18 protein-coding genes and 10 tRNA genes are annotated in these 20,398 nt (G+C 63.6%); 5 read left to right on the top strand and 23 right to left on the bottom strand.

Annotated elements, in window-relative coordinates; translation table 11 throughout:
• Positions 1 to 11 precede the first annotated feature (11 nt).
• Positions 12 to 770 (bottom strand): MBL fold metallo-hydrolase, encoded by a 759-nt coding sequence (locus tag ACVOMC_RS03865; protein ID WP_481522877.1) that lies wholly within the window; start codon positions 768 to 770, stop codon positions 12 to 14.
• Position 771: 1 nt separating this feature from the next.
• Positions 772 to 1,521, bottom strand: coding sequence for a 3-deoxy-D-manno-octulosonic acid kinase (locus tag ACVOMC_RS03860; RefSeq protein ID WP_481523062.1), 750 nt, complete (start codon positions 1,519 to 1,521; stop codon positions 772 to 774).
• A gap of 22 nt (positions 1,522 to 1,543) precedes the next feature.
• Between ACVOMC_RS03860 and ACVOMC_RS03855 the strand changes: the two genes are divergently transcribed.
• Positions 1,544 to 2,590, top strand: coding sequence for a glycosyltransferase family 9 protein (locus ACVOMC_RS03855; RefSeq protein WP_481522876.1), 1,047 nt, complete (start codon positions 1,544 to 1,546; stop codon positions 2,588 to 2,590).
• A 65-nt stretch (positions 2,591 to 2,655) separates the two neighbouring features.
• On the opposite strand, the gene ACVOMC_RS03850 is transcribed toward ACVOMC_RS03855, so the two are convergent.
• Positions 2,656 to 3,054 (bottom strand): DUF6165 family protein, encoded by a 399-nt coding sequence (locus ACVOMC_RS03850; RefSeq protein WP_054658772.1) that lies wholly within the window; start codon positions 3,052 to 3,054, stop codon positions 2,656 to 2,658.
• A gap of 180 nt (positions 3,055 to 3,234) precedes the next feature.
• Positions 3,235 to 3,325, bottom strand: a tRNA-Ser gene (locus tag ACVOMC_RS03845).
• Between the two features lie 203 nt (positions 3,326 to 3,528).
• Between ACVOMC_RS03845 and ACVOMC_RS03840 the strand changes: the two genes are divergently transcribed.
• Positions 3,529 to 4,233, top strand: a complete 705-nt coding sequence (locus ACVOMC_RS03840; protein ID WP_054657159.1) for a PP2C family protein-serine/threonine phosphatase — start codon at positions 3,529 to 3,531, stop codon at positions 4,231 to 4,233.
• Positions 4,234 to 4,248: 15 nt separating this feature from the next.
• On the opposite strand, the gene dnaQ is transcribed toward ACVOMC_RS03840, so the two are convergent.
• Genes dnaQ through ACVOMC_RS03825 form a run of 3 tightly spaced genes read right to left on the bottom strand, consistent with a single transcriptional unit; the run spans position 4,249 to position 6,108 of the window.
• Positions 4,249 to 4,977, bottom strand: coding sequence for a DNA polymerase III subunit epsilon (gene dnaQ / locus ACVOMC_RS03835; protein WP_481522875.1), 729 nt, complete (start codon positions 4,975 to 4,977; stop codon positions 4,249 to 4,251).
• A gap of 8 nt (positions 4,978 to 4,985) precedes the next feature.
• Positions 4,986 to 5,438, bottom strand: coding sequence for a ribonuclease HI (gene rnhA / locus ACVOMC_RS03830; protein WP_054657155.1), 453 nt, complete (start codon positions 5,436 to 5,438; stop codon positions 4,986 to 4,988).
• Between the two features lie 16 nt (positions 5,439 to 5,454).
• On the bottom strand, positions 5,455 to 6,108 hold the full coding sequence (locus tag ACVOMC_RS03825) for a class I SAM-dependent methyltransferase (protein ID WP_481522874.1): 654 nt from the start codon (positions 6,106 to 6,108) through the stop codon (positions 5,455 to 5,457).
• An 11-nt stretch (positions 6,109 to 6,119) separates the two neighbouring features.
• On the opposite strand from ACVOMC_RS03825, the gene gloB reads away from it, so the two are divergent.
• Positions 6,120 to 6,884, top strand: a complete 765-nt coding sequence (gloB, locus tag ACVOMC_RS03820; RefSeq protein WP_481522873.1) for a hydroxyacylglutathione hydrolase — start codon at positions 6,120 to 6,122, stop codon at positions 6,882 to 6,884.
• Positions 6,881 to 8,095: a lytic transglycosylase domain-containing protein gene (locus ACVOMC_RS03815; protein WP_481522872.1), complete on the top strand. Its 1,215-nt coding sequence runs from the start codon at positions 6,881 to 6,883 to the stop codon at positions 8,093 to 8,095. The genes gloB and ACVOMC_RS03815 overlap by 4 nt, the downstream gene beginning before the upstream one ends.
• Before the next feature lie 87 nt (positions 8,096 to 8,182).
• Here ACVOMC_RS03815 and ACVOMC_RS03810 read toward each other — a convergent pair whose 3' ends face one another.
• The 15 genes from ACVOMC_RS03810 to ACVOMC_RS03740 form a co-directional block, all read right to left on the bottom strand.
• Positions 8,183 to 10,150 (bottom strand): peptidyl-prolyl cis-trans isomerase, encoded by a 1,968-nt coding sequence (locus tag ACVOMC_RS03810; RefSeq protein WP_481522871.1) that lies wholly within the window; start codon positions 10,148 to 10,150, stop codon positions 8,183 to 8,185.
• 129 nt (positions 10,151 to 10,279) lie between these two features.
• Positions 10,280 to 10,356 (bottom strand) — tRNA-Asp (locus ACVOMC_RS03805).
• 80 nt (positions 10,357 to 10,436) lie between these two features.
• Positions 10,437 to 10,513 (bottom strand) — tRNA-Asp (locus ACVOMC_RS03800).
• Positions 10,514 to 10,540: 27 nt separating this feature from the next.
• A tRNA-Val gene (locus ACVOMC_RS03795) sits at positions 10,541 to 10,615 on the bottom strand.
• 12 nt (positions 10,616 to 10,627) lie between these two features.
• Positions 10,628 to 10,900, bottom strand: coding sequence for an HU family DNA-binding protein (locus ACVOMC_RS03790; protein WP_054657149.1), 273 nt, complete (start codon positions 10,898 to 10,900; stop codon positions 10,628 to 10,630).
• Positions 10,901 to 11,107: 207 nt separating this feature from the next.
• The gene (gene lon / locus ACVOMC_RS03785; RefSeq protein ID WP_481522870.1) at positions 11,108 to 13,564 is read right to left on the bottom strand and encodes an endopeptidase La; all 2,457 of its coding nucleotides are present in this window, start codon (positions 13,562 to 13,564) and stop codon (positions 11,108 to 11,110) included.
• Between the two features lie 177 nt (positions 13,565 to 13,741).
• A complete protein-coding gene (gene clpX, locus ACVOMC_RS03780) occupies positions 13,742 to 15,028 on the bottom strand; it encodes an ATP-dependent Clp protease ATP-binding subunit ClpX (RefSeq protein ID WP_481522869.1) in 1,287 nt (428 codons plus the stop codon).
• Between the two features lie 127 nt (positions 15,029 to 15,155).
• Complete coding sequence (gene clpP / locus ACVOMC_RS03775) at positions 15,156 to 15,782, bottom strand: ATP-dependent Clp endopeptidase proteolytic subunit ClpP (RefSeq protein ID WP_054657143.1); 627 nt, start codon at positions 15,780 to 15,782, stop codon at positions 15,156 to 15,158.
• A 66-nt stretch (positions 15,783 to 15,848) separates the two neighbouring features.
• A complete protein-coding gene (gene tig / locus ACVOMC_RS03770; RefSeq protein ID WP_481522868.1) occupies positions 15,849 to 17,144 on the bottom strand; it encodes a trigger factor in 1,296 nt (431 codons plus the stop codon).
• Between the two features lie 182 nt (positions 17,145 to 17,326).
• Positions 17,327 to 17,411 (bottom strand) — tRNA-Leu (locus ACVOMC_RS03765).
• A gap of 138 nt (positions 17,412 to 17,549) precedes the next feature.
• Positions 17,550 to 17,625, bottom strand: a tRNA-Lys gene (locus ACVOMC_RS03760).
• Between the two features lie 110 nt (positions 17,626 to 17,735).
• Positions 17,736 to 17,811, bottom strand: a tRNA-Lys gene (locus tag ACVOMC_RS03755).
• 77 nt (positions 17,812 to 17,888) lie between these two features.
• Positions 17,889 to 17,965, bottom strand: a tRNA-His gene (locus ACVOMC_RS03750).
• Between the two features lie 34 nt (positions 17,966 to 17,999).
• Positions 18,000 to 18,076 (bottom strand) — tRNA-Arg (locus ACVOMC_RS03745).
• A gap of 44 nt (positions 18,077 to 18,120) precedes the next feature.
• Positions 18,121 to 18,197: transfer RNA gene (locus tag ACVOMC_RS03740), tRNA-Pro, on the bottom strand.
• Positions 18,198 to 18,339: 142 nt separating this feature from the next.
• On the opposite strand from ACVOMC_RS03740, the gene ACVOMC_RS03735 reads away from it, so the two are divergent.
• The gene (locus tag ACVOMC_RS03735) at positions 18,340 to 19,101 is read left to right on the top strand and encodes a Bax inhibitor-1/YccA family protein (protein WP_481522867.1); all 762 of its coding nucleotides are present in this window, start codon (positions 18,340 to 18,342) and stop codon (positions 19,099 to 19,101) included.
• Between the two features lie 241 nt (positions 19,102 to 19,342).
• Here ACVOMC_RS03735 and ACVOMC_RS03730 read toward each other — a convergent pair whose 3' ends face one another.
• A complete protein-coding gene (locus ACVOMC_RS03730; RefSeq protein WP_481522866.1) occupies positions 19,343 to 20,347 on the bottom strand; it encodes an isocitrate dehydrogenase in 1,005 nt (334 codons plus the stop codon).
• Positions 20,348 to 20,398 lie beyond the last annotated feature (51 nt).

The raw sequence follows: 20,398 nt of genomic DNA, 5'->3' as shown, positions 1-20,398 counted from the left end.
GCGTGGCCTGTTCAGACCGGCGCCGCAGTGGCGGCGGTCGGCCCAGCCAGGACCACACATTCGCCAGGCATCGCCACGCGATGTCCGCGTGCGCGCAGCGCATCGCCATCGGCCCCGCTGGCGTAGTGGTAGAGGATCATCCGCGCCTGCGTCGCCGCGTCGTATTCGCGTTCGAGATCATCCACCCCGGTATGCGAGGGATTGCCATGCAGGCCGCAATCATGGGCGATCAGCTCGCCGTCGGCCGCATAGCGCAGCAGCATCTCCGGAATAGGACGGGTATCCCCGCTCCACACCAGCGCCCCTTTCAGGCGCAGACCGTAGGCGGTTTCCGGCCAGTGATGGCGCACGGGGAACACCTCCAGCCGCACGCCGTCATGCCAGAACGCCTCACCGACGGCGATCAGCTGGAAGGCATCCCAGAAATTGGCACCGCCCTCGGCCAGCACATTCGGATAGTCGCCGATGCGCCTGTGCAGCAGTGGCAGCACCGTGGCCGGCACATACACGCGCACCGTGCCGCGCCGGCGCGGATTGAAATACGCATCGACGAACAAGCGCTCGAAGCCGGCCACGTGATCCAGGTGCACATGGGTGACAAACAGCGCATCGGGCATCGCCGCGTAGTGCGCGCGATAGGCCGTGAGCCCCTCACCGCCACAATCGATGGTCAACCACGGCTTGCCGTCGCGCTCGATCACCGCCATCGGAGAACCCAGATCGACCGCCGAGGCGTTGCCGACGCCCAGAAAACGTAATGCCCAGCTCATTTCAGACGCCCCGGTTCCAGGCCAGATCATAGGCACGGCGCAGCCGCGCGAAGTCATGCGCCACCTCCTCGCAACTGCGCTCACCGCGCAGTTTGAGCAGGGAGCGCAGCAGACGCTTGAGGTTGCGCTCGCGCCAGCGGGTGGCGGGAATACGCAGCACGCCACGATCGAAGTCGATCAACCAGCCGTGGCCGTTGGCATCGAACAGGATGTTGTGGGCGTTCAGATCGGCATGATCCAGACCGGCGCGGTGGAAGCGGGCGATCAGCCGGCCGGTTTCCTCCCATGGCGCGCCACGCCCGGTCACCAGCGCACGATCGGCCAGCGAACGCACACCCTCCAGCCGTTCCATCAGGATCGCCGCGCGGTAGCCCAGCCCGTCGCGCATATAGAACGCGGCCAGCGGCCGCGGCACCGGAAGCTTGTGCGCGATCAGCTCACGCATCAGCCGGAACTCGGCGAAGCTGCGGGTGCGATGTGCGCCCTGCCACAGATACAGATCGCGGCTGAACCTGGCCGCGACACCGCCACGCAGGTAGCCGCGCAGCACGCAGTGCCCGAACGGCGCGTCGACAAACCACGCACCTCCGCGCCCCCCCTCGCCGACCGGCCGGGCCTTCTCGCCCCAGTGCGCAGGCGAAAACAGAGCAGGCTCGGCTTGCCGCAGGCGTTCGCGGTCGAACAGAATGGCGCCATAACCGCGACCATCGCGGCAGGGCGTCAGCGCTTCAGTGGCGTCGAATGCGACCATTCTTTGCGAGTCTAACAACACCATGCCTGCATCGTCCCCCTCATTGTGCCTCTTGCGCCTTTCGGCATTGGGAGATGTGACCCATGTAGTCCCATTGGTGCGCACGCTGCAACAGGCACGACCGGGCACGACGCTGCACTGGGTGATCGACAAGGCCGGCCACAAACTGCTCGAAGGCCTGCCCGGCGTGACCTTCCATGTCTACGACAAGAAGACCGGCGTGGCCGGAATGCGCGCACTGCGCGAGCAGTTGCCTGCGGCGCGATTCGATGCGCTGCTGCAGATGCAGGTCGCCTTCCGCGCCAACCTGCTCTCGGCCTTCATCCCGGCCCGGCGCCGCATCGGCTATGACAGGTCACGTTCGAAGGATCTGCACGGCCTTTTCATCAATGAACGTATTGCCGACCGTCCCGGCATCCATGTACTGGATGCGATCGGCAGCTTCTGCGAACCGCTGGGATTGAAGCAGACCGAGGTCAGCTGGGACCTGGCCACGCCACCAGAAGCTTATGAGTGGGCGCGCGCGCAGTGGGACGAGGATGGTCGTCCGGTGCTGATGATCTCGCCCTGCTCCAGCCACCAGCGCCGCAACTGGTATGCCGAGCGCTACGCGGCGCTGGCCGATCACGCCGCAACGCAGGGTTGGCGCGTGGTGTTGTGCGGCGGTCGCAGCGAACTGGAGCGCAGCACCAGCGATGCCATCCTTGCCGCGATGAGGCACCCGGCACTGGATCTGGTTGGCAAGGACACGCTCAAGCAGCTGCCGGCACTGCTGGCCCGCGCCCATCTGCTGGTCACGCCGGACTCGGGCCCGATGCACATCGCCAACGCCGTGGGCACCAAGGTGCTGGGCCTGCATGCGGCCAGCAACCCGGCGCGCAGCGGTCCGTATTCGGATCGGCGCTATTGCGTGGACCGTTATGACGACGCCGCCCGCCGCTACCTGCACAAGCCGGCCAGCGCGCTGAAATGGGGTACCAAGATCGAGTTCGACGAGGTGATGTCGCTGATCAGCGTGGACGACGCCATTGCCGCCTTCGAGCGCTACCGCAGCGACCATCCACAGTGAACCGGCCGCGATGATGCAAAAGGCCGCCTCGACGGGCGGCCTTTCGCCTCCAGCAACCGCGCCTCTCAGCTGGCGCGGTAATCCTGGTAGGACTTCTCTTCCACGTAGCTGGAACCCAGCGCCAGGTTGATCGCCTTCTTGATCCGCGCGCGTTCGTCGTTCTGGAAATAGACGCTGCGCGCCAGCTGCACAAAGCCGTCATCGAACAGCTGCGCCTTTTCCTTCAGGCGGATGTCATCTTCGATATCCCACAGCCGCTCGTTGACCGCCTTCAGGTCCGCACGCAACGCGGCGATGTCCTGGGCCGCGGCCGGGTGCGCCCTCCAGGTGGCGTCCAGCGCCGCCAGCTCCTTGCGCACATTGGCCAGCTTGGCCGCATCGCTCATCCGCTCGGACTTGATCTGCAGGATCGAGATCTTGTCCAGCAGCTCGCCGAAGGACACCGGCACCAGGATTTCAGACATGAAAGTCACCATTTGGATCAGGCGCACAGTGTAGCGGGCCAGACGCGCCATGGCCGGGCAACGCGGAGGAAGGTCCCCGAGACGCGACCGCGACCGGTGCCGGGTTCTTGCGAGAGCGGACAGCGCGCCCTGATCCGCGCCCAAGAAAAAAGCCACCCGCAGGTGGCTTTTTCCGGTATCTGGCGGAGAGGGGGGGATTCGAACCCCCGAGGCGCTATAAACGCCTGCCTGATTTCGAGTCAGGTACATTCAACCGCTCTGCCACCTCTCCAGATGGTCCCCGGCGAACCGGGCTGCGAATAATAAGGGGCATTGGCATTGCCGACAAGCGGTTTTTCACAATTGACGCGCCATCGCCTGCCCGGAGGGGGCGTTGCGGCAACCGGCAGGCCATATTGCGACGCTTGCTGTACACCTCCATGAACGCGATGATGCGTTGCCCTTCCTGACGCAATACAGCCCACGCCGGCACTCATGATCGAATTCGGACACCTCAGCCATGTCGGCCTGCGCCGCCAGCTCAATGAAGACACCTACTACGGTGACAGCGAGCTCGGCCTGTGGCTGGTGGCTGATGGCATGGGCGGACACGCCTGTGGCGAAGTGGCCAGCGCCCTGGCGCGGGAAACCATCGTCCGCGAGATCCGCAAGGGGATCCCGCTGGTCCAGGCGATCCGTATCGCCGATGAGGAGATCATCCGCACCTCGCGACGGCGCAATGACAGCCTGCCGATGGGCACCACCGTGGTGGCCGCACAGATCCTGGGGCACCAGTTCGAAGTGGCCTGGATCGGCGACAGCCGCGCCTACCTGTGGCGGGACGGCAAACTGAGCCAACTGAGCCAGGACCACAGCTACGTGCAGGAGCTGGTCGCAAAAGGCTCACTGACCGCCGAACAGGCCCGCGCCCACCCGCACCGCAACGTGGTCACCCAGGCATTGGGAGTCACCGACCCGGCGCACCTGAACGTGGCCACGATGACCGGGGAATTGCGCCCGGGCATGCAGCTGCTGCTGTGCAGCGACGGGCTGAGCGAGGAAGTGGACGATGCCAGCATCGCCAGCATGCTGGCCCATGCCGATTGCAGTGCGCAGGAATGCGTGGACACCCTGGTCGGCGCGGCACTGGATGGCGGCGGCTCGGACAACGTGACCGTCATCCTCGTCCGCTGCCACTAGCCCCCTTCGATTGCCTCAGGCGGTTTCCGGCGCCACCGGCGCACGCTCACCATCCCACCAGGCGTGACCGGCCTTCTTGCGCAGCCGCGCCAGCCGGGCTTCGTGCGCCTCCAGCTCGGAACTGGTCGCCAGCACCCGCGGGCGCGGCAGCAAGACCGCAGGGTCAAATGCCTGTACCGCGCCGACAGCGCCACTGCGCTCGGCCTCTGGCTGACCGAAGCCGATCTCCTCCTGGCCCGAGGTCAGGGCGATATACACATCGGCCAGAATCTGCGCATCGAGCAGTGCGCCGTGCAGCTGGCGATGCGAGTTGTCCACGCCCAGCCGCCGGCACAGCGCGTCCAGCGAGTTGCGCTGGCCAGGGTAGCGCTCGCGCGCCATCAGCAGGGTATCGGTGACGGTGACCCGCTCGGCCAGCCGGGTTTTTCCGGCCAGCGCCAGCTCGTTCTCCAGGAAGCCCATGTCGAACGAGGCGTTGTGGATGATCAGTTCGGCGCCATCGACATAGGCCAGGAACTCGTCGACTACTTCTTCAAAGCGCGGCTTGTCGGCGAGGAACTCCAGGGTCAGCCCGGTGACTTCCTGCGCCCCACTCTCGAACTCGCAATCGGGCTTGAGGTAACGATGGAAATTGTTGCCGCTGGGGCGGCGTTCAAGCAGCTCCACGCAGCCGATCTCGACCACGCGGTTGCCTTTCTTCCAGTCCAGGCCGGTGGTTTCGGTATCAAGGATGATCTGGCGCACGGCCTACCTCAGTTGCTTGCGGCGCTGGCGCGCACGCGGATGGCTTCATCGCGGGCCAGCTGGTCCACGCGTTCGTTGTCCGGGTCGCCCGAATGGCCCTTGACCCAGCGCCAGTCGATCCGATGCCGCTGGGTGGCCGCGTGCAGACGCTCCCACAGATCGCGGTTCTTGACCGGATCGCCACCGGCGGTTTTCCAGTTGCGTCGCACCCAGCCGCCCATCCATTCGGTGATGCCCTGGCGCACGTACTGCGAATCGGTATGCAGCACGATCTCACACGGCTCGGTGAGGGTCTCCAGGCCCGAGATGGCGGCCATCAACTCCATGCGATTGTTGGTGGTGTGACCTTCCCCGCCGGTGACCTCGCGCTCATGTCCCTTGTAGCGCAGCAGGGCGGCCCAGCCGCCCGGCCCGGGATTACCGAGGCACGCGCCGTCGGTGTGTATTTCAATGGATTTCATGTAGTTCCGTAAAAAGTCAGGTCGCCAGCGGCCGGCGCCAATCGGCCGTCCTGAGCTGGCCAATAGCGGTCAACGTGGTGGTGCGTTTTTCCCCGCTCAATACACAGATCGCGCGCAGTGCCGCCAACGAAGTACCTGCGCCTGCACCGGAGGAATCCAGCAAAGGCCCCAGATGGCGCAGCGAGGTGCAGCGCAGGCCCTGGCGTTGGATCAGCATCCGGCAATGCCCCGCCGAGGGTGGCCGTGCGCCCTGCCATTGCCAGTGCGTGCGGTAGGGACTGCAGCGGTTGAGCAGTGTCATCCACAGCCGCCCCCCGGGCATCAAGATCCGCGCGCACTCGGCCAGCAGATCCGCCGCCTGCTCCGCCGCCACATGCTGCAGCACGATCGCATTGACGGACTCGGCCGGCAGCGGCAGGGGCAGCGAGCAACGCAGATCGCCGTCGTACCCCGGTCCGGTCACATGCGGATGCAGCCGGATGCCCCGACCCTGGGGTGGAGACACGGGCAACCAGCTGGCCGCCGGCCCCATCCACAGCCAAGGCTGCGCCGGTACCGCACGCAACTGTTCAAGCAGGGTCCGATGCTCGAGTTCACGCATCGCAAGCGCGCCAGTTTTCTCAAACCAGGCCGAGACTGCAGCTTGACGGGGGAACGGGGCGGCGGGCATGGTCCAATTCTATGCGACTGACCGCCCTGCCTGCATTTCAGGACAACTACATCTGGGCGCTGCAAACGCCTGACGACCGCACGGTTTTTGTCGATCCGGGCCAAGCCGGCCCCGTATTCGACGCCGCGGACCAAGGCATGCAGCCCGCTGCCGTCCTGCTCACCCACCACCACGACGACCACATCGGCGGCGTCGCGGCGCTGCGCCAGCGCTGGCCCTGGCTGCCGGTGTTCGCCCCAGCCGATGAACGCATCACTTTGGATTGTGAACGGGTGGGTGAAAACGACCGGGTACAATTGCCCGGCTTCGATTTCACCGTGCTGGAAGTTCCCGGCCACACCGGGAGCCATATCGCCTACCTCGGCCACAACCACCTGTTTTGTGGCGACATGCTGTTCAGCCTGGGCTGTGGACGCATGTTCGAAGGTACGCCCGCCCAGATGCTGGCCTCGCTGCAACGCCTGGCCGCGCTGCCCCCGCAGACATGGGTCTGCTGCGGGCACGAGTACACACTGGCCAATGCCGTGTTCGCTCGGCATATCGATCCCACCAACGCGGCATTGCAACGCCGCCAACAGGAAGCTCAGGACATGCGCAGCCGCTCACGCCCCTCCGTTCCCGCCTTACTGGCCAGCGAACTGCAGTGCAACCCATTCCTGCGCACCAACGACTCCGCCATTCGCGCCGCCGTCGCCACCCGCCTAGGCCGGGCGCCAGCCGATGAAGTGGAGACCTTTGCCGAATTACGGCGCTGGAAAGACGGTTTCCGCGCATGAAGCGGCACGCTCTGGCGCTCGCGCTCGGGATGTTTCTGGGCGTGGGCGCGGCTGCCGCCAGTACCCCGGCGCTGCCCGTCAGCGCCGGGGTGAGCCAGAACCTCGCGGCCCTGGGCGCCTTGCCCATTGACCCGGCCTCGCTGCCGCCGCCGACCAGCCGCAATGGTCGCGAGATTTTTGCCAACTTCCGCGAAGGCCTGGCCGACGCCCAGTGCGATGCCGCCGCGACCAGTCCCCGCTGGCGCAAGCACTTCGCACACGCCCCTTCGCGCCTGGGCAATATCGAAGACGACGCACTGCCGCTGTTCGGTTACGTGGTTGATGAACTGCGTGAGGCCGGCCTGCCGACCGAATATGCGTTGATCCCGTTTGTGGAAAGCGGCTACAGACCCGGCGCGCGCAATGCCGGGGGCCCGGCCGGCCTGTGGCAGTTCATCGCCACCACCGCACGCAACCACCGTGTACCGATGGAAGCCGGCTACGACGGCCGCCTTTCTGCGGTGGATTCCACCCGCGCGGCCGTTCGCTACCTGAAAACGCTGCACGGCATGTTCGGCGGCGACTGGCGGCTGGCGGTGATGGCCTACAACGCCGGCGAGTACCGCATCCTGCAATCGCTACGGCGGGCCGGCATGAACGCCCAGAACGCGCGTCCTGCAGAGTTGCCCGGGCTCTCGCCCATCACCTATTCGTATGTCGAGAAACTGCACGCGCTGGCCTGTGTGCTGGAACAGGCCGAGAAGCAACCGGATCTGATGGCCGCCCTCGACCGTCCAGTACCGATTCTCAAGGGCCATTCGCTGCCAGCCAACACCACGCTGGCCGCCTGGTCGGCGCAGAACGCACTGGATCCGGCCCGAATCGCCCGTCTCAACCCGGCTGTGACCGGTGCACGCCCGGGCGTGCGGGTGCTGGCACCTGCGATGATCGGCCATGCAGAAGGCGCCATGGCGCCGACCGACAGCGTCGTAGTGGCCTCCTCCTCCCCACCACCTCCGGCCACGGCTGTAGGCGCGCGTGTGGCCAGCAGCAGCGCGGCAACCACCACTGGCCGGACCTCACGCCGCCATACCGTGCGCAGCGGCGAATCGGTCTGGTCGATCGCACGTCGCTACGGGGTTACCGTCAAAGCGCTGCTGGCCCGCAACAACCTGGACGCCAAGGCGACGCTCAAACCGGGCATGGTGCTCAACTTCGAAGAGGCGCGCTGAGGCCGCAACTCCCCTGCCCACCCGGCACTGCAGGACAGACAAATGAAAAAGCCCGGCGAAAGCCGGGCTTTTTACTTGACCCCAGACCTAGAGCTGGGATTCCTGCACCTGCACCTTGAAGCGCTTGCGCATGCCATCCACATAGGCCTTCGCCGCCGCAGCGCCATCGATCTGGCTGAGCTGCTGCTTCAACATGGACTGCTGCTGCTCACTCACTTCAGCGATATCGCCAGGCGTCACCTTGGTCACCGCGAACACCGCATAGCGACCATCGCCCATGTCGACTTTGCCATAGCTCGGCTTGTCGGCACTCGGCGGTGCTGCGGCGAATACGGCTCGATTGGCCTCAACGGTAGGCATCGGCGCGGTACGCGGCAGACCCGGCATCGGCAACAGCTGCAGTTTGTCGGATTCGGCCAGCAGCTGCAGGGTTTGTCCGCTGCCCAGCTTGGCCAGCAGTGCATCAGCGGCCTTGCTCGATGCTTCTTCCGTACGGTGTGCGCGAATGGCGGCAATCACCTGCTCACGTGCCTGCGCAAGCGGAATCGGCTGCTCCGGCGTGTGCTCGGTGACACGCAGCATCACGTTGTGGTTTGGCGCGATCTCGATCGGGTCACTGACCGTACCGTCTTCCACCCGCGCGTCGGAGAACGCCGCACGCAACACGGCCGGATTGGCAGCGATACCGCTGGCGGTCGTCCGCGTGAACGGTCCCAGCACCTGCACCGGCACGCCCACTTCCTTGGCTGCCGGCTCCAACGCGGTCGGGTTCTTGTAGACCAGATCCACCAAGCGCCCGCTCAGCTCGCTGAACGCCTTTTCGGTATCAGCCTGCAACTGTTCGGCAGCCAGCTGATCGCGGACCTCCTCGAACGGACGCCCTTCACCGCCCTTGATCTCGCGCAGCTTCAGCACGTGGTAACCGAAATCGGTCTTGACCGGCCCGGTGATCTCGCCAACCTTCATCGCATACAGTGCGTCCTCGAACGGCTTGACCATCACGTCGCGCTCGACCCAGCCCAGATCACCACCCTCGTTCTTCGAGCCCGGGTCATCGGAGTTGGCCTTGGCCAGTGCCGCAAAATCAGCCCCCTGCCTGGCTTCTTCAGCCAGCTTTGCCGCCTTGGCTTCTGCGGCCTTCTGCGACGCCGCATCGGAACCGGCGCTGATCAGGATGTGCGATGCCAGACGCTGCTCAGGCGCAACAAAACGCGCCTTCTCCTCGTCGTAGCGACGGCGCAGCGCGGCGTCATCAGCCGGCGCAACCGGCGGCAACGTCGCCGCACTGAGTTCAACGTACTCGATGGAGACACTTTCCGGCTGCAGGAAATCCTTCGGATGGCTGTCGTACCACTGCTTGATTTCGTCATCGCTGACAGCGGCGGTATCGGCTTCCGGCGAGGGCAACAGCGCGAACTCGACGTCACGGGTTTCACCCAGCAGCTTCAGCAGACGCTCGCTTTCACCCTTGGTGACAAAACCGGACTGTGCAAGCGCACTGGGAATGATCGACTGCTGCAGACTGGTGCGCACCAGCTGTTCGAACATCGCCGGTGTCCGCGGCGGCACACTCTGCGCCAGCACCAGCCGGTACTGGTCGGCATCGAACTTGCCATCGCGCTGGAACGCCGGAATGCTGGCGATGTAATCGCGCACCGCGGCATCGCCGATCACGATATGCGCGTCTTCAGCCGCCAGACGCACGACCTGCTCATCGATCAGCTGATCCAGCACCAGCAGTTTGTTTTCCGCCGTTTCGAATTCACGCGGATCGAAATTCTCGCCCTGCTGCTCACGCGCCTGCATCCGCGCCTGCTCGAAACGGGTACGGAATTCTTCGGCACTGATTTCGTGATGGCTCCACAGGAACGACATCGGCCACCAGGACGGCGCCGACTGCCACCAGGTTGGCGGCGCCGACACCTTGGCCACGTTCTGCGCACCGACACCGCCAAGATAGCTGTTGTCGATCACGAACAGGAACGGAATCATCAACAGGCCCATGATCACGGTAACGATCCAGCCCGAGGTCTTGTCGCGGAGTTTCTGCAGCATGGGAAAAATCACGGCCCGATTGGCGAGCCGGGCAGTGTAACCCGCTTCCCGCCTGACTCCCAGCACAGGTGTGCCGCATGAGCGGCCAAAGAAAAACCCCCGGCTTGCGCCGAGGGCTTTTGAGACAACTGGCGGAGCGGACGGGACTCGAACCCGCGACCTCCGGCGTGACAGGCCAGCATTCTAACCAGCTGAACTACCGCTCCACATTTAACCTGTTTGTTTTCTCCGGTCCCGGGGGACTTGAGAAAACGAGGCCCCCGATTCCTCAGGGGCCCGTATGAAGTGGCGGAGCGGACGGGACTCGAACCCGCGACCTCCGGCGTGACAGGCCAGCATTCTAACCAGCTGAACTACCGCTCCACTTTCAAACTTTTACCAATGATGCTTTGGTGGGTGCTGAGGGTTTCGAACCCCCGACCCTCTCCGTGTAAGGGAGACGCTCTACCGCTGAGCTAAGCACCCTAGGTGAGCCGCTTAGTTTACAGCGTCTTTCAGAGCTTTGCCAGCCTTGAACGCAGGATTTTTCGAAGCGGCGATCTTGATGGTGTCACCGGTCTTCGGATTACGGCCGGTGCGCTCGGCGCGCTCGCGAACCTGGAACGTACCAAAGCCGACGAGAGTCACGGCATCGCCCTTCTTCAGAGCTTTGGTGATCTCGGCGATGACGGCGTCAACTGCACGGCCAGCTTCAGCCTTGGACAGGTCGGCAGCAGCGGCAACGCCATCAATCAATTCGGTCTTGTTCATTCTGTAAAACTCCCTTTGCGGTAATGCCGCGGAATAGATGGGTGGGTCGTCGCCCGCATTTGCAGCAGCGGCAACCGGAAAATCCTTCAAACACGTTGCCTGTGATTTCACAGGTACGTGAGTCGCACTTTTATACCAGCCGCCCCCTACCCGCGCAAGCTGAAAAGCCAATAACGACGCGGGTTTCAGGGGTTTTCAGCACTGCATTCAATGCTTGACGCGCGTTGCCGGAGATGACTTGGCCTTGCCTCGTACCGCCACACGCGGCGCTTTCTTGCCCACCTTCTTCGGTGCCGGTGGCGACTCCAGTGCGATATCCAGCACTTCATCGATCCACTTCACCGGCACGATGTGCAGATCGCGGGTGACATTGGCGGGGATATCAGCCAGATCCTTGCGGTTCTCGTCGGGGATGAGCACGGTGCGGATGCCACCGCGCAACGCCGCCAGCAGCTTCTCCTTCAAACCACCGATGGCGGTGACGCGGCCGCGCAGCGTGATTTCACCCGTCATCGCCACATCCGCCTTGACCGGAACCCGGGTCAGCGTGGAGACCAGCGAGGTGACCATCGCGATACCCGCGCTGGGGCCATCCTTCGGCGTGGCGCCATCGGGCACATGCAGATGCACATCGTGTTTCTGCAGGAAATCGACATCGATCCCCAGCGTTTCGGCACGCGCACGCACCACCGACAATGCCGCCGTCGCCGACTCCTTCATCACATTGCCCAGCTGGCCGGTCAGGGTGACAGCGCCTTTGCCCGGAATCAGTGTCGACTCGATCTGCAACAGGTCACCGCCGACCTCGGTCCACGCCAGACCGGTGACCAGGCCGATCTCGTTCGCCTCCTCGGCACGACCGAAGTCGAAGCGCTGCACGCCCAGGTATTTCTCCAGGTTCTTCGCGTCCACCACCACGGCTTTCGGCTTCTTGGCAGATTTCTTTGCAGCCACTTTCTTCACCGGCTGCGGACCGGCCAGGGCAATTTCCTTCACCACCTTGCGGCAGATCTTGGCGATCTCACGTTCGAGGTTGCGCACGCCCGATTCGCGCGTGTAGTAGCGCACGATGTCACGGATCGCCCCCTCCTCGATCGCCAGCTCCTCCACCTTCAGGCCATTGGCCTTGAGCTGCTTGGGCACCAGGTAACGGGTGGCGATGTTGAGCTTTTCATCCTCGGTATAGCCCGGGATGCGGATCACTTCCATGCGGTCCAGCAGCGGACCGGGGATGTTCAACGAGTTGGAGGTGGCCACGAACATCACTTCGCTCAGGTCCAGGTCGACCTCGAGGTAGTGGTCGTTGAAGGCGTTGTTCTGCTCCGGGTCCAGTACTTCGAGCAGCGCCGAGGACGGATCGCCACGGAAATCCATCGACATCTTGTCGATCTCATCCAGCACGAACAGCGGATTCTTGCTGCCGACCTTGTTGAGGTTCTGCACGATGCGGCCCGGCATCGAGCCGACGTAGGTACGGCGATGGCCACGGATCTCGGCCTCGTCGCGGACGCCACCCAGGCTCATGCGCACGAACTTGCGGTTGGTGGCCTTGGCGATGGACTGGCCGAGCGAAGTCTTGCCCACGCCCGGCGGTCCGACCAGGCACAGGATCGGGCCCTTCATCTGCTTCACGCGCGACTGCACGGCCAGATACTCGAGAATGCGATCCTTGACCTTCTCCAAGCCGTAGTGGTCGGCATCCAGCGTGTCCTGCGCGGCCTTCAGATCCTTGCGGACCTTGGTGCGCTTGTTCCACGGCACACCCAGCAGCCATTCCAGATAGTTGCGCACCACCGCCGCTTCTGCCGACATTGGCGACATCTGCTTGAGCTTGTTGAGTTCGTTCTTGGCCTTGGCCTCGACCGCCTTGGGCATGCCGGCGTCGGCGATCTTGCGCGCCAGCTCTTCCAGCTCGCCCGGCGCGTCATCCAGATCACCCAGTTCCTTCTGGATGGCCTTCATCTGCTCGTTGAGGTAGTACTCGCGCTGGCTCTTTTCCATCTGCGACTTCACGCGCCCGCGGATGCGTTTCTCCAGCTGCTGCACGTCGATCTCGCCGTCGACCAGGCCGACCAGCATTTCCAGACGATCACCGATCTGCAGGGTTTCCAGCAGCTTCTGCTTGTCGGCCAGGCGCACGCCGATGTGCGCGGCGATGGTGTCGGCCAGGCGCGCCGGCTCATCGATACCGGCCAGCGTCTGCAGCAGCTCCGGCGGCAGCTTGCGGTTGGTCTTGACGTACTGCTCGAACAGCGACATCAGCGAACGGGCGATCGCCTCGATCTCTCGCGGCTCGCGCGTTTCATCCGATTCGATTTCCACGCCGTGCCCCTGCAGCGCGCCATCCCGCTCATGGACCTTGTCCACGGCCACGCGCGAGAGCCCCTCGACCAGCACCTTGATGGTGCCATCGGGCAGCTTCAGCAATTGCAGCACCTGCGCCAGGGTGCCGACGGTGTACAGGTCCGCCGCGGCCGGATCATCGGTTTCGGCCGACTTCTGCGCCAGCAGCAGGATGCGCTTGTCCGCCTCCATCGCGCGCTCCAGCGCCTGCATGGACTTGTCGCGGCCCACGAACAGGGGAATGACCATGTGCGGGAACACCACCACGTCGCGCAGTGGCAGGACCGGCAGGTCGAGGACTTCGAGTTGGGACTGGGCCATGGGGGCTCCGCAGGAATTCGGGGGAACAACCAGCCGGGAGCTGGTGGGTGGACAAGGCTGAAATAAAAAAGCCGATGGCCCCGTTATGGGGCCATCGGCGAGGTGTTGCAAGAGGTGTACGAGCGAGATTCTGAACGGGCAACCCAGCCCCGCAGCAGTGCGTCCCGTCGCCCCTGTTCAGTCGCCGGAAGCAGCCTTGGGCGGTGCCGGCGGCGTCTGGTAGATCACGTACGGCTCGGACTTGTTCTCGATGACCGATTCATCGACCACCACCTTGCTGACATTTTCCTGCGACGGCAGGTCATACATGGTGTCCAGCAGCACCGACTCGACGATCGTGCGCAGGCCGCGGGCACCGGTCTTGCGCTTGATCGCCTTTTTGGCGATGGCTGCAAGTGCATCAGGCCGGAACTCCAGCTCGACGTTCTCCATTTCGAACAGTTTCTTGAACTGCTTGGTGATGGCGTTCTTCGGCTCGGTTAGGATCTTGATCAGTGCCGGCTCATCGAGCTCTTCCAGCGTGGCGACCACCGGCAGGCGGCCGACAAACTCGGGGATCAGACCGAACTTGATCAGATCTTCCGGCTCGACCTCGGCCAGCACCTTGCCGATCTCCTGCTTGCGCTCGGTGCTCTTGACCTTGGCGCCAAAGCCAATACTGCTGGTTTCCGAGGAACGCTGCTGGATCACCTTGTCCAGGCCGGCGAACGCGCCGCCACAGATGAACAGGATGTTCTTGGTATCGACCTGCAGGAACTCCTGCTGCGGATGCTTGCGCCCACCCTGCGGCGGCACGCTGGCCACGGTGCCTTCGATCAGCTTCAGCAGGGCCTGCTGCACACCTTCGCCGGACACGTCGCGGGTGATCGACGGGTTCTCGCTCTTGCGCGAGATCTTGTCGATCTCATCGATGTAGACGATACCCTGCTGCGCCTTCTCGACGTCGTAGTCGCACTTCTGCAGCAGCTTCTGGATGATGTTCTCCACGTCCTCGCCCACGTAACCGGCTTCGGTCAGCGTGGTCGCATCGGCCATGGTGAAGGGCACATTGAGCAGCCGCGCCAGCGTTTCGGCCAGCAGCGTCTTGCCCGAACCGGTCGGGCCGACCAGCAGGATGTTGGACTTGGACAGCTCGACGTCGTCGTTCTTCTGACGGCTTTCGATGCGCTTGTAATGGTTGTACACCGCCACCGCGAGCGTGCGCTTGGCGCGGGTCTGACCGATCACATACTGGTCCAGGACCTCGAGGATCTCCTTCGGCTTGGGCAGCGAACTGCGTGCCGACTGGGCCTTCTCCTCAAGCTCCTCACGGATGATGTCGTTGCACAGCTCCACGCATTCATCACAGATGAACACGCTCGGGCCCGCGATCAGCTTGCGTACTTCATGCTGACTCTTGCCGCAGAACGAGCAGTAAAGAATCTTGCTGCCGTCCCCGGAACGACCTTGCCGGTCTTCGCTCATGCTTCGCTTACCCAGTTGCTTCCCCCTATGAACAGGGGGTTCAAATTCGAGAATAACACAGGGCCGGAGGGACACCAGCCCCGTTCCGACCCTGCAGAATTGCCGTGTTTTCCGGCAGTTTTTACCATCAGGCCGCTTGGATCGACTCGTCCGGACGACGCTCAAGCACCTGGTCCACCAGACCATAGGCCTGGGCCTCGGCCGCGCTCTTGAAATTGTCGCGCTCGGTGTCGCGCGCGATGGTTTCCAGCGATTGCCCGGTGTGCTTGGACAGCACCTCGTTCAGGCGAGCACGCAGGGTCAGGATTTCACGCGCGTGGATGTCGATGTCGGTGGCCTGGCCCTGGAAGCCCCCCAGCGGCTGATGGATCATCACCCGCGAATTGGGCAGCGCATAACGCTTGCCGGCCGCACCGGACGCCAGCAGCAGCGCGCCCATGGAGGCCGCCTGACCGATGCAGATCGTGCTCACATCCGGCTTGATGTACTGCATGGTGTCGTAGATCGCCATACCGGCTGTGACCACACCACCGGGCGAATTGATATAGATGCTGATGTCCTTTTCCGGATTTTCCGCTTCCAGGAACAACAGCTGCGCCACCACCACGTTCGCCATGTGATCGTCGATGGGACCGACCAGGAAAATCAGGCGTTCTTTGAGCAGGCGCGAATAGATGTCATAGGCGCGCTCGCCGCGGGCGGTCTGTTCGACCACCATTGGAACCATGTTCAGGGCTTTGGCTCGGTTGTCCATTACGTGGGGCACCTATTTTGAGAGGAACACCCCGCGCCAGCGGCGCGAGGATCAAACGCCCGCCAGTTACTGGCGGATGGCTTCCTGGAACGACAGCGACTGCTCGGTGTGCTGGGCACGCTCGGCGATCCAATCGATCACCTGCTCTTCCATCACACGGTTCTGCAGGCCAGCCATAAGCTGGGGGTCGTTGCGGTACATCTCAATGACCTGCTCGGGCTCTTCGTAGGTCGAAGCGATCAGGCGCATGGTTTCGTTCAGGCGCTTCGGATCCAGGCGCAGCTCGTTCTTGCGGGCCACTTCACCGACCAGCAGGCCGACCAGCACGCGCTTGGCAGCGGCGTCCTTGAAGCCCTCATGGGCATCGGCCGGCACTTCGCCCGGGTTGCCGCCCTGGCGACGGATGGCCTCGATCTGCTGGGCCAGCATCGCACGGGCCTCGTTCTCGACCAGACGCGGCGGCAGCTCCACCGAGGAATAGGCGGCAATCAGCTGCTCGCCCACTTCACGGCGCAGACGGTTCATCAGCGCACCCTTGAGCTCGCGCTCCAGGTTGGAACGGATGTCGGCGCGGAACTGCTCCGGATCACCGTTCTTCACACCGAAGCTCTTGATAAACGCGGCGTCGACTTCCGGAACTTCCTGTTCGGAGACTTCAACGGCCTTGACGGTGACCTTGGCCGTCTTGCCGGCCAGCGCCGGCACGCGCCAGTCGGCCGGGAAATCGACGTCCAGCGTCTTTTCCTCGCCCTTGGCCAGCCCGACCAGGCCCTTTTCAATCGACTCGAACATCATGCCCTGGCCGAGAATGATGGTGCCCTTCTCGGCACCTTCCGCCGGCAGGCGCTCGTCGCCGATCTGCGACCAGGTTTCCAGACCGACCAGATCCCCTTGCTGCGCACCGCGCGCAACCGGCTTCCAGCTGCGGCGCTGCGCACGCAGGTTCTCGATCATCTGGTCGATGTCGGCGTCGCTGATTTCAGCGGTGTGACGCACAACGTTCAGCTTGGTCACATCGACATCGCCGAAGTCCGGCACCAGCTCGACGGTGGCGACGAAATCGAACTCGCCTTCGCCGGCCTTGTCGATGCGCGGATTGCCGGCGATGCGCAGCTCATGCTGGCGCAGCGCGGCGTCGAAGGTCTCGCGCAGCAGGCCATCCACGGCCTCGGCGCGCACCTGCGGGCCGAAACGCTGCTCGATCACCTTGGCCGGCACCTTGCCCGGACGGAAGCCCTTGATGCGCGCGGTGCGAGCGATCTCACCCAGACGACCATTGATGTGGGTCTGCAGGCGCTCCTCCGGCAGGGAGAAGGTCAGGCGGCGTTCCAGGTTGCCGGTGGATTCGATCGAAGCTTGCATGTGGACTCCTGCCACCGGTGGCGCATGGGCCCCGGCTCGATTGGTAGAGAAACGGATTTGAACGGCGCACGTATCCACGCCAGCCCGGTAGTTTCGCTGATTCTGGCGGGCGCTTCCAGCCCGCTGCAAGACCGCAGCACCGAAACCGGCGCCAGGAAGATGGGACCAGCAATATCCAAAGATGGTGCGAAAGGGGGGACTCGAACCCCCACGCCTTGCGGCACTGGAACCTAAATCCAGGGCGTCTACCAATTCCGCCACTTTCGCGATGCCGATTCAGGCCGCCATTGTTGCAGGAGCGCCAGAAAAGCGGAAGAGAAGCACCCGCCCTCCATCCAACGCCCCAGACCGGCACCGTGCCTGGCAAGAAAAAAGCCGCCAGATCACTCTGACGGCTTTTCAATCTGGTGGGCTGTCAAGGATTCGAACCTTGGACCTATTGATTAAGAGTCAACTGCTCTACCAACTGAGCTAACAGCCCTGAAACTTCGGCGCCAAGTCTACACCACAGGGTGTTTTCCACGCCACCCCAAAATGCGGGGCTTACACATAAAGAAAAAGCCGGCAGATCGCTCTGACGGCTTTTCAATCTGGTGGGCTGTCAAGGATTCGAACCTTGGACCTATTGATTAAGAGTCAACTGCTCTACCAACTGAGCTAACAGCCCTGAAAATCAGGAGGCGAATTATGCCGCAACCTGGCTTTTATTGCAAGCCCGGATTTCACTCCGAAGCTTTGAAACAGTGGGGTGGCTGAGGGGATTCGAACCCCCGACCACCGGAATCACAATCCGGTACTCTAACCAACTGAGCTACAGCCACCACTGAAAACTTGCTACCTACCGCTTGCACCTGATGGTGCGCCCGACAGGAATCGAACCTGTAACCGCCGGCTTAGAAGGCCGGTGCTCTATCCAGTTGAGCTACGGGCGCTCTGACCGGATTGTCGCATTCCAACACGCGCTTGGTGCATTGGATGGTCGGGGTAGAGGGATTCGAACCCCCGACATCCTGCTCCCAAAGCAGGCGCGCTACCAGACTGCGCTATACCCCGGCGGTGAATCTCTCCGATGCCCCGGAAAGGTCGGCTATTGTCGTAACTGTGGCGCAGCCTGTCAACGGTAAATTTCACTTCGATTGATACGGGTATGCTTGATGCAGCACCCGCCCCTCATTCCTCAGCAACGGAGACTTGCATGCGCAGCGGCAACCCGGCCCTTTCCGAATCCACTTTCCTCGACCTTGGCAGTGGCAGCGTGGTCTCACGCGGCGCGCAGGTGATGACGATCAACGGTACCGTCAACAAGACCGGCCTGCTGTTGCTGCTGGCCGTGCTCACCGCCGCGTTTGCATGGAGCGGCACGATCAGCGACAGCGGCGAGCTGCTGCCGGCCGCCAAACTCTACCTGTGGGGCGGCCTGATCACCGGCCTCATCCTGTCGCTGGTGACGATCTTCAAGAAGAGCTGGGCACCGATCAGCGCACCGCTGTACGCGCTGGCCGAAGGCTTCTTCCTGGGCTCGATCTCGGCCATCTATGAAGCCCGCTTCAACGGCATCGTGTTCCAGGCGGTGATCCTGACCTTCGGCACGCTGTTCGCGCTGCTGTTCGCCTATCGCAGCGGACTGATCAAGGCCACCGAGAACTTCAAGCTGGGCGTGGTCGCCGCCACCGGCGGCATCGCACTGGTGTACCTGGCCACGATCGTATTGGGCTTTTTCAATATCAACATCCCCTTCATCCATGAGTCCGGCCTGATCGGCATCGGTTTCAGCCTGTTCGTGGTGGTGATCGCGGCGCTGAACCTGGTGCTGGATTTCGACTTCATCGAAAGCGGCGTGGAAGCCGGAGCACCCAAGTACATGGAGTGGTACGGCGCGTTCGGGCTGATGGTCACCCTGGTGTGGCTGTATATCGAATTCCTGCGCCTGCTGTCCAAGCTGCAATCCCGCAACTGAGGGCCTGCAGCAGACGGTGATGCAAAGGGCGCCCTCAGGCGCCCTTTGTTTTTGGGATGTTGCGCCGCTGACCTGCAGCGCGGGGAGTGCACAGGGCCCGGCCCCCGCCCTTTCACATAGCGAAGGCGCGGCGATGACGTGGCGGCCACCCACAGCACCCCGCCCACGCGATCAATCCAAACAGAAACGGAGCGCTTGCGCGCCCCGTTTCGTCAACCACTAGAACGTGCCTCCGCCGCAATCAGATGCGGCTGGCGATCGCCTTGGCGAAGCCCATGGTGGTGCCGGTGCCGCCCAGATCGCCGGTCAGCGAGTCCTTGGCTTCCATCGTGGCGACGATGGCCTTGCGCAGGCGCTCGGCGTTCTGCGGCTGGCCCACGTGGTCCAGCATCTGCGCCGCCCCCAGCATCAGCGCCACCGGGTTGGCCTTGCCCTGACCGGCGATGTCCGGCGCGGTGCCATGCACGGCTTCGAAGATCGCCACGTCAGCACCGATGTTGGCACCCGGAGCCAGACCCAGGCCGCCGACCAGGCCGGCACACAGGTCGGAGATGATGTCGCCGAACAGGTTGGTGGTGACGATGATGTCGAACTGCTCCGGACGCATCACCAGCTGCATGCAGGCGTTGTCGACGATCATTTCCTGGAATTCGATTTCCGGGTACTTGGCGGCCACTTCACGCGCCACGTCCAGGAACAGGCCCGAGGTCGACTTGATGATGTTGGCCTTGTGCACGGCGGTGACCTTCTTGCGGCCGGTGCTCTTGGCCAGCTCGAAGGCGTAACGCACGATGCGCTCGGAACCCTTGCGGGTGATGCGGGTGCCGGAGAACGCGGTCTCGCCGTCGGCCGACACTTCCTGGCCTTCGGCCAGGTAGGCGCCTTCGGTGTTCTCGCGCACCGTGATCATGTCGATGTTCTCGTAGCGCGACTTGGTGTTCGGGAACGAGATGGCCGGACGCACGTTGGCGTACAGGTCGAACTGGCGACGCAGGGCGACGTTGATCGAGCTGAAACCACCACCCACCGGCGTGGTCAGTGGGCTCTTCAGCGCCACCTTGTTCTTCGTGATCGATTCCAGCGTGGACGCCGGGATCAGCTCACCGTGCTTTTCCAGCGCGGCCAGGCCGGCGTCGGCGTATTCATAGGTCAGGCCGGTGTTCAGCGCGTCGAGCACGAACAGGGTGGCGTCCATGATTTCCGGGCCGATGCCATCGCCGCGGATGACGGTGATTGTCTGCGTCATTTTGGGTATTCCAAACAGGGAGGAGGGGAAAGCGCCATCCGGCTGCCCGGA

This window comes from Stenotrophomonas sp. STEN014, assembly GCF_056760315.1.
Note: the sequence above shows the minus strand (reverse complement) of the source record. Positions and strands in the feature narration are given on the sequence as shown.

Bases quoted from the DNA above. Each gene is read 5' to 3' on its own strand.
- ACVOMC_RS03865 (WP_481522877.1), bottom strand. From the start codon at position 770: ATGAGCTGGGCATTACGTTTTCTGGGCGTCGGCAACGCCTCGGCGGTC.
- ACVOMC_RS03860 (WP_481523062.1), bottom strand. From the start codon at position 1,521: ATGGTCGCATTCGACGCCACTGAAGCGCTGACGCCCTGCCGCGATGGT.
- ACVOMC_RS03855 (WP_481522876.1), top strand. From the start codon at position 1,544: ATGCCTGCATCGTCCCCCTCATTGTGCCTCTTGCGCCTTTCGGCATTG.
- ACVOMC_RS03850 (WP_054658772.1), bottom strand. From the start codon at position 3,054: ATGTCTGAAATCCTGGTGCCGGTGTCCTTCGGCGAGCTGCTGGACAAG.
- ACVOMC_RS03840 (WP_054657159.1), top strand. From the start codon at position 3,529: ATGATCGAATTCGGACACCTCAGCCATGTCGGCCTGCGCCGCCAGCTC.
- rnhA (WP_054657155.1), bottom strand. From the start codon at position 5,438: ATGAAATCCATTGAAATACACACCGACGGCGCGTGCCTCGGTAATCCC.
- ACVOMC_RS03825 (WP_481522874.1), bottom strand. From the start codon at position 6,108: ATGCCCGCCGCCCCGTTCCCCCGTCAAGCTGCAGTCTCGGCCTGGTTT.
- gloB (WP_481522873.1), top strand. From the start codon at position 6,120: ATGCGACTGACCGCCCTGCCTGCATTTCAGGACAACTACATCTGGGCG.
- ACVOMC_RS03815 (WP_481522872.1), top strand. From the start codon at position 6,881: ATGAAGCGGCACGCTCTGGCGCTCGCGCTCGGGATGTTTCTGGGCGTG.
- ACVOMC_RS03810 (WP_481522871.1), bottom strand. From the start codon at position 10,150: ATGCTGCAGAAACTCCGCGACAAGACCTCGGGCTGGATCGTTACCGTG.
- ACVOMC_RS03790 (WP_054657149.1), bottom strand. From the start codon at position 10,900: ATGAACAAGACCGAATTGATTGATGGCGTTGCCGCTGCTGCCGACCTG.
- lon (WP_481522870.1), bottom strand. From the start codon at position 13,564: ATGGCCCAGTCCCAACTCGAAGTCCTCGACCTGCCGGTCCTGCCACTG.
- clpX (WP_481522869.1), bottom strand. From the start codon at position 15,028: ATGAGCGAAGACCGGCAAGGTCGTTCCGGGGACGGCAGCAAGATTCTT.
- clpP (WP_054657143.1), bottom strand. From the start codon at position 15,782: ATGGACAACCGAGCCAAAGCCCTGAACATGGTTCCAATGGTGGTCGAA.
- tig (WP_481522868.1), bottom strand. From the start codon at position 17,144: ATGCAAGCTTCGATCGAATCCACCGGCAACCTGGAACGCCGCCTGACC.
- ACVOMC_RS03735 (WP_481522867.1), top strand. From the start codon at position 18,340: ATGCGCAGCGGCAACCCGGCCCTTTCCGAATCCACTTTCCTCGACCTT.
- ACVOMC_RS03730 (WP_481522866.1), bottom strand. From the start codon at position 20,347: ATGACGCAGACAATCACCGTCATCCGCGGCGATGGCATCGGCCCGGAA.